This is a genomic window from Bacillus sp. FJAT-27001 (genome assembly GCF_019039175.1).
Lineage (GTDB): Bacteria > Bacillota > Bacilli > Bacillales > Bacillaceae > Bacillus > Bacillus velezensis.
Map to the genome: position 1 here is coordinate 86,651 of NZ_JAHOAA010000004.1, position 8,187 is coordinate 94,837.

The 8,187-nt window shown below is 36.4% G+C and carries 7 protein-coding genes and 2 pseudogenes; 2 read left to right on the top strand and 7 right to left on the bottom strand.

The window, feature by feature from the left end:
• Window position 1 precedes the first annotated feature (1 nt).
• Window positions 2-2,992, top strand: a complete 2,991-nt coding sequence (locus BGM27_RS14580; RefSeq protein WP_007408922.1) for a type I restriction endonuclease subunit R — start codon at window positions 2-4, stop codon at window positions 2,990-2,992.
• Between the two features lie 89 nt (window positions 2,993-3,081).
• Window positions 3,082-3,606, top strand: coding sequence for a DUF1643 domain-containing protein (locus tag BGM27_RS14585; protein ID WP_007408923.1), 525 nt, complete (start codon window positions 3,082-3,084; stop codon window positions 3,604-3,606).
• Between the two features lie 200 nt (window positions 3,607-3,806).
• Here BGM27_RS14585 and BGM27_RS14590 read toward each other — a convergent pair.
• The 7 genes and pseudogenes from BGM27_RS14590 to BGM27_RS14620 all read right to left on the bottom strand — a co-directional run.
• Window positions 3,807-4,181 (bottom strand): annotated as a pseudogene (locus tag BGM27_RS14590) (immunity protein YezG family protein).
• A 121-nt stretch (window positions 4,182-4,302) separates the two neighbouring features.
• Window positions 4,303-4,509, bottom strand: coding sequence for a bacteriocin immunity protein (locus BGM27_RS14595; RefSeq protein ID WP_007408925.1), 207 nt, complete (start codon window positions 4,507-4,509; stop codon window positions 4,303-4,305).
• An 85-nt stretch (window positions 4,510-4,594) separates the two neighbouring features.
• Window positions 4,595-5,083, bottom strand: a complete 489-nt coding sequence (locus tag BGM27_RS14600) for an immunity protein YezG family protein (protein ID WP_032865236.1) — start codon at window positions 5,081-5,083, stop codon at window positions 4,595-4,597.
• 83 nt (window positions 5,084-5,166) lie between these two features.
• On the bottom strand, window positions 5,167-5,643 hold the full coding sequence (locus BGM27_RS14605; RefSeq protein ID WP_007408927.1) for an antitoxin YezG family protein: 477 nt from the start codon (window positions 5,641-5,643) through the stop codon (window positions 5,167-5,169).
• Between the two features lies 1 nt (window position 5,644).
• Window positions 5,645-6,301: pseudogene (locus tag BGM27_RS14610) on the bottom strand (DNA/RNA non-specific endonuclease); the annotation flags it as partial.
• A gap of 236 nt (window positions 6,302-6,537) precedes the next feature.
• The gene (locus BGM27_RS14615) at window positions 6,538-6,933 is read right to left on the bottom strand and encodes an immunity 22 family protein (RefSeq protein ID WP_007408929.1); all 396 of its coding nucleotides are present in this window, start codon (window positions 6,931-6,933) and stop codon (window positions 6,538-6,540) included.
• Between the two features lie 12 nt (window positions 6,934-6,945).
• A partial coding sequence (locus BGM27_RS14620) for a hypothetical protein (RefSeq protein ID WP_254122878.1) occupies window positions 6,946-8,187 on the bottom strand: 1,242 nt, incomplete at its 5' end.

Below are 8,187 nucleotides of genomic sequence, written 5' to 3' on the forward strand. Positions count from 1 at the left end.
AATGGCGATCGATACTACAGAAACAGGTTTTGAGACAAATATCGAATTAGCATTAATCGCGAATGGCTATAAAAAGCGTGTGTTAGGAGGTGCGGCAAGTAGTTCTTTCAAGCAGCATGCGATTGATGTTGAAGAGCTATTTGCATTTTTAGAAGATACGCAGGAAAAGCGGATGCGTACGTTAGAGAAATCGTATGGTCCTACTTATAAAGAACAAGTGTTAAAGCGCATTAAAGATCAGCTACATAAACAAGGTTTGGTTGAATGTTTACGTAAAGGGATTAAAGATCGTGGTGTCACATTACAACTTGCGTATAACCAGCCACCCACCGATATGAATAAAACATTAAATGAGCAGTATAGGAAAAACCGTTTTAATGTTGCTCGCCAAGTGTTTTACAGTGATAAGCATAACAATAGCTTAGATATGGTGCTGTTTTTAAACGGTTTACCACTTGTAGTGATGGAGCTGAAAAATCCATTAACAAATCAAACAGTTGAAGATGCGATGAAACAATTAAAGAATGATCGCGATCCACGTGAGCAGCTATTTAAATTTAATGAGCGTGTTGCTGTCTACTTTGCCGTTGACCCAGATGAAGTGTTTATGACAACAAAGCTTAATAAAGGCAAAACGTACTTCCTCCCATTTAACAAAGGCAATAATGGAGGGAAAGGCAATCCGTTAACTTATGGTGACAACTATCGAACTCATTATTTATGGGAAGACATTTTAGCACCTGATAGCTTACTCGATATTATATATCGCTTCATCTTTATTAAGAAAGACGACATTAAAGATTCAAACGGTGAAACAATAGGTGAGCGTCAAATGCTCATTTTTCCTCGTTTCCATCAGCTTGATGTTGTACGTAAGTTAGAAGCAGATGTAGCACAAAAGCTTGTCGGTCAAAATTATTTAATCCAGCACTCTGCGGGATCTGGTAAGACGAACTCGATTTCGTGGCTTGCACACCGTTTAGCTAAGCTACATAACGAGGAAAATGAATCGATCTTTAGTAGTGTGATTGTGATTACCGATCGCCGAGTGTTAGATAAGCAATTGCAAGACGCAGTGTATCAGTTAGAGCATAAAGCAGGAATGGTGGAGCCAGTCGATAAAAATTCAGAGCAATTAGCACGTGCTATTAATAGTGAAACACGCATTATTATTACAACGCTCCAAAAGTTCCCGTTTATCTTGGAAAAAGTAGCGGGCTTAGAGCGAAAAAAATATGCAGTTATTATCGATGAAGCGCACTCATCTCAAGGTGGTAAAGCATCTACTGCCTTAACAAATGTTCTATCAGATAAGACGTTAGAAGCAGCATATGAGGAAGACCGGATTGCCGAAGAAAACTTAGTTGATGTAGACGAGAAAATTGTAGAAGCCATTTTGAAAAGTGGGAAACAGGATAACGTATCGTTTTTTGCATTTACAGCGACTCCCAAGCCCAAGACGTTAGAAAAGTTTGGTACGGTTGGTATTGATGGTAAGCCAGAGGCCTTTCATCAATACACAATGCGACAAGCAATTGAAGAAGGTTTTATTTTAGATGTCCTTGAAAACTATACGACTTATAAAACATTCTGGAAAATTGCAAAGACAGTTGAAGATGATCCGGAGGTATCAAAAAAACAAGCTACGAAAAAGCTAGCACAATACGTATCACTTCATCCACATAGCATTGCACAAAAAACAGAAATTATTATCGAGCATTATCGCAATTTCGTACAGCGCAAAATTGGCGGCCGTGCAAAGGCAATGGTGGTAACAGCGAGCCGTTTACATGCAGTACGTTATAAAATTGCTTTTGATAAGTATATTCATGAAAAGGGATATAACGATTTAAAAACAGTTGTGGCGTTCTCAGGTACTGTAAAAGACGGTGGAATAGATTATACGGAGCCGGACATGAACAGTTTCTCTGAAAAAGAGCTACCTGATAAATTCAATTCAGATGAATTTAAGGTATTGCTTGTAGCTGAGAAATATCAAACGGGATTTGATGAACCACTGTTGCATACGATGTATGTAGATAAGCCATTAAGTGGTATTAAAGCGGTGCAAACTCTATCTCGTTTAAATCGTACTTGCCCAGGTAAAGAGGACACATTCGTACTCGATTTTGTAAATGAACCAGAGGTTATGAAAGCTTCGTTTCAACCATATTACGAATCAACAAGCTTATCTGAAATTACGGACCCAAATATCCTTTATGATATGCAGGCTGACATCGAGCCTCATCAAGTATTTAAGGAAGATGAGGTACAAAGGGTTAATGAACTTGAAGTAACAGACGGCGTGAAAAAGTCAACTAAGGCGCAAACAGAGTTAAATGCAATTCTTGACAAAGGTGTAGAGCGATATAAAAAGCTTTCAGAAGAAGAACAGTTTGATTTTAAACAAGCTGCAACAAAATTTATTCGTACGTATAGTTTCGTGCTACAAGTTGTAACGTTTATTGATCTAAGCTTACACAAACAATATATTTATTTAACATACTTGTTGCGCAAACTACCTCGTACAACTGGTGATAAGGACGTTTATTTAGCTGATGATATCGCACTTGAATACTATCGCAATCAAAAGGTATTCGAAGGAAGCATCGAGCTGGAAAAAACGGGAGGCATTGAACTTGATCCACAGAAGCATGGTGCTGGTGGTGTAGCTGAAGATGAGAAGGTGCGATTATCAAGCGTGTTAGAAAAGTTAAATGAGCGCTTTGGTACACAATTTACAGAAACAGATTTTCTTTCTCGTGAACAAGTGAAAGAGGACATGTTGAATGATGATGATCTCCGTCAGAAAGCGAAAAACAATACAAAAGAAAACTTCAAATTTGCTTTCGAAAAAACATTTATGAATTTTGTTATCGACAGAATGAGTAGCAACCAGGAGTTCTTTATGAGGATTTTAGAGAACGATGAGTTTAAGGCTTATATTATGGAAGATATGATGAATGAAGTTTACGGAGAAGTGAATGGTTAGCTTTTTAATTTGGACGGAGTTATGATTTTAATCTTTTAAGGTTAGTCTTGGCTCCGTTACTTATATTATTTACAGAAAGGAAGTTTTTATTGACGCATTATTACGATCCTAATAAGGTTGATATTTCGTCTATTACTATTGATGATAGGCAAAATATTATACCGGGTGTAAATTTAAGATATAGCTTATCAATTCCTTTTAAAAATCGAATGGAAGGTATTATCGTTACAGTAATATTAATGAATCCATCGGAAGCTGATTCAAATATTTCAGATAGAACTGTAAATAAATTAATTGATTTTTTCTATTGTTATACCCATGAGAAAATTCAAGTGAAAAAACTTTACGCAGGAAATGTTATACCTATCTATGCTCCAAATCCAGCAGACACCTCAGCAAAATTGAAAAGTATTCACGGTGCAAATCTATTAAATCATGTTCAAAAGAATAATATTAATACAGTTAGTTCAATGATAAATGATTCAGATATAGTTGTCCTTGCATGGGGGAAACCAAATGTGAAAACTGTACACAACCTTTATTACTATTCTCAAGTATATAAAATCATAGAGGTAATTTCGAATACTGATAAAAAAAGATATTTTTGTATTTAATATGGGAAATACAAACACAATCTTAACAGAACATGGCGACCCGAGACATGCTGGACGGTCAGCAACTTTAATTGATTTAATCAAAATAGATATTAATGAATTATTGGGGTTAGTGTGAAGGAGGGGAATCCGTGGATACAATCGAAAAGATTTTAGTATCAAAAATAGCCCAGCAGAGAAGGGCTGAGCTATTAAATAGATTATTCTTCTTCCGAATTGAGATAGCGTTCCAAGAACTCCCTGTTTTTCTTACCAGTAGGAACCATACCTAAGTGTTTATATTCCCAAACAACTTGACGTTGAGTACCGCTTAATTCTGATGAAATAACATCTTCATAATCATAGTCGATTGAAAATTTTCCAGTATGCTCTAGCTTGAGTGTAAAGTTAGCCCACACATCTGAGTTATTCGCTTTCCATTCATCTCTTAGTTCATCAAATACATCTTGTAGTTCGATTAACAAGTCATCATAAATATTTTTTGCATTAAAGAAAAAGTATAATTTTCTAGAGTCAGCTAAAATCTTTGCATATAGAGAAACTTTATTCCATTATGCTGGAATCAGTTCATAAATTTGTTCCGCTAGCTCTCGATATAATTTACTACTCTTTTATTTTTCAATCTCTTTTAATCTCGCGACTTTATCATCTCTATCCCATTTGAGAGTTGCTATATCAGTTTAATGGTTTGATAGACTACTCATCTTTATAGTTAAGAACAATTCTTACGACTTGCTCCGCTGTGTAATTTTCATTGCTCCAGAATATTAAATCGCTTGGTGCCGGATGAGGTACATTTTTCTCTAATAAAGCAAGATATTCACTGACTTTCTCATCATCTAATGTTGGGTTCATTATTTCCTTTACAAGAGAGATTAATTCTTCTTTTGTCAGATTATCCATTTTTATACTCCCTTTAGAGAATAATTCGTTTATGACATTTGGATATTCTCTTATTTAATACAGCATTACCATGTTATTATAAAAATTAAATTGGATTTTCAGGATAGTCTTCTAAGTATTTTTTTATTAATTTTTGTAATGATGAATCCTTAGGTTCTTCCCCTAAACATTTAAATTTCCAGATGATAAGCTGATCACTGAAACTATAATCTGTCCTAAACCAATCTGTATAATCAAAGTTGACAGTTAATTTTCCTGGTCTCTCCAGGCTAAGAGTGAAGGAGTAAAATAATTCTTGGTTATGATCTTTGAAAACATCTCTCATTTTTTCGCTGAGTTTAAATAATTCCATCTCATACTGATCGAATTCATTTTCGTCAATATCAAATTCGAACGGAATTTCAAGACTGTACTTAAAATGATTAGGTTCATTTTGAGAATTATAAAAAAAGTAAGTGCCTCCGCCTGTCTCTGAAATCTGAGCATAGAACAAAAATTTCTCCCATGGTTCTGGTATCATTTCGTTAACGGTTTCAGCCATGCTTCTATATAATGCATTTAATTCATTTTCCAACAAGAATCAGCCTCCAGCATTATAATTGGTAATTTGTAAGGATCATTTGTATCAACAAAACCCCCAATAAAGGAGGGGGAATTTTAATTTTGAGAATTTAGATACTGTTCTAAAAAGTATTTTAAAGGCTCACTCTTAGGATATATTCCTACATTTTTATAAGTCCAGATTGTTTGTCTTTGAGAGATGGTGTATGGAGATTGAAGAACGTCTTCATAATTATAATCTATTGAAAATTCTCCGCTTATCTCCAGATTAAGTGTTAGATTAGTCCATATATCTTGATTGTTTTCTTTAAATTCATCTCGTAATTCCTCGAATAAGTCATGCAAGTCAAATAATAGCTCCTCATAAATCTCCTCACTGACATGATAGTGTTCGGGGATATTATGAGAATATATAAAATCTTCACTATGTGGAGTATTGAAATAAAAGAAAACCTCAGATGAATCGTCGAGAATTTCAGCATAAAGAATAACTCTTTCCCATTCAGATGGAATGATTTCGTTAATGCTTTCTGCTATCTGTTGATATAATTGCCCCATTTTTTTTGTCTCCATATTAACCTCCGGCCTGATTTTTGATTCTCATAAGTTTAGCTTCTTGATCACCAATTTTATATTTCACCCTAAAAGCAGTGGGTCTTAATGAATCACCTTTATACAATGCATTAATTTCAACTGCTACTTCTTGGGGAGGGTCTGTTTGCAAAGCTGCTGCCCAATCTTGCTCCATTTTGTACCATTTCCCGCCGCTCCTATTAATCTGGGAATTCATCGGCACGATATTGTCGAATTGGCCTGAGCCTTTGAATTGGGTGGCGATTAGGTGGCCTCCGTCGTCATCTGTCAGACGGTCTGGTTTACCTGCTTTTGACTGCGCATATTGGTTGCGTTTTGCTTCTCCCAGCTGCAAGTCTGCTTTGACACTTGTAATTCTACCATAGTTGTCAGTGGTGTACGTGTAGCCTTCTTTTGTTTTGTAGATGACATTCGGCTTCAATACTTTCTTTCTGGTCCATTTCGCAAAATGCTCGCCGTATTTGACTGTTACCGGCGGTACATGCGGTGCCGGTGTCCGTCTGCCGCTTGCGGAGGTTCCGTACGGTTTCGGCAGTACCACTTTGGCGAATGCTTGCAGTGCTTCTTTTAAACTTTTGATTGACTGTGTTGTAAGGCACTCCTTCGGCGGTGCATGGAGTGGATGATAGTGAAGAATAACCTCAAGTTATAGTTACTTTGTTTGTGAGAGAACGCCCCTCCTTTTGTTTATCTATAGATGTTTATAGTCTTTTAGGTTTTACACGCAAACAAAAAAGGCCTCTGAAAAAAAGAGAGCCTTCTTCTAGTCATCCTACTTTTTATCTTCTTCCAAGTAGTATGAATAACCATCTAATAAAATCTCTACATTATGAAAATGTAATTCTGAATTATGTTTTATTATGATTTTTTCTTTTATACATAGGAAACTGCTCCAATAAATTTAAATGAATAGTTTTTTGCGTTTATTTCTTTCTCCCTGCCGTCATATTCAAAATTATATAAAAGAACAGCAGCATTGATTTGATCAGGGAGTGTGGTACCTACTATGTCTTCGAAACGAGGTAAGATGACACTATCGTATGAACAGCCGTCAATTAGTGCAGGTAAATTGTTACGACTATTTTCATGTGCAACTTTTTCTATAAAATCTTCATCTAAATCATCGATATCTATATCAAAGTCAATTAAAAATTGGGAAGGAAGAAAATCACCCTCATCTTCATTGTAAACTAATTCAACATATTTACTTAATGATTCATTATCCTTTATACTTCCGATCCACAATGATACGTAATTTTGACGTTCCATATAAACCTCCTATTATTTAATCCTCAATCCTTTTGGCAGGGCTTCCACTCCACCTTTAAGTCTATAGTTTGCCCAATTATTCAACCTTCGGACAAATATATTATAGTTTAGAGATGAATCAATAATTCCTAGCAATTCATTATGGGCAGCTGTAGAGCCCAATCCCCCGTGTTTACCAACAGGATTTACGAACTCAACTTCGTTTATGGCAGTTCTTAAATCTCTTATTTGTTCCGCTGTAATATTCCAATGTTTAAAGGTAGGAGCTCGGGAAACTAAATGCCATTCGTGCATGCCGCCGGGTGCTCTTAGTTGTCTTTCAATTGCTCTTCTAACTCTTTTATCTGCCCAAAGTTCATCAAGTTGTTTTGTGGTTAATGAGTTGAACCAATTATTAAATTCACCACTTTTTACTGTAGGAACTATTGTTTTTCTAGGTTTCTTTACATTCTGGGTTTTTATTATCTCAGTTTCTTGTAAAGCTTTCGACTTCTGTCCTTCAATCTCTTTCTTCAAAAGCGGTGTATTCTTCACATTATGCGTATTCTCAATATCCTGGACAATTCCTGCAAAAGCTGGTTGATTTCCTTTTGATAATGAATTGGTGAAATCTTTAGTTTTCTGGATACCTGTCTTCACATGTTTTGCAGCCGCTTTTTTTCCGGCTTCCAAGACGTTATCCACTTTGGCGGCGTCTGTTTTGGCGAGCTTGCTTGATACTTTTACAGCTGAGCCGGAACCTTTGAGCCCGACGATGCTCCCGATGGCGTAAGTGATGTAATGGGATCTTGAATACGCATCACCGTTAACCATTTTATCATTCCATGAGTCCGCCAGGTTTGTCCATATGATTTTTGCGTAGGAGGGCGTGTTCAATACAGCTGATATGGTTTTAGCGACTTTTTGTTCATCAGAGAGATGGTAAAAATCCCATGCGCCGACAGCCAGATCTTTGACGCCGGTTATGGTGTCTTTTCCAACATCATAAAGGCCGACGCCTATTCCTTTGACGATATCCCAAGCTGTTTCTCCGACTTCTTCGAGCTGTTTTGCTTGTTCAAGCTGCATCACATATTCCACCTGAGCAGGTTCAAGGTTTTCATAGCCGATCTTCTTCGCGATTTCCAAATACTCATCCGGATCGGTGACACCAGCGGCCAGCTTTTTCTTCAGATCCTTGATTTTCCGCTCTTTCGCTTCTTCCTTTTTAATCGTCAAATAAGCATCCGAATGTCTTGCGATATCGCCTTTTTT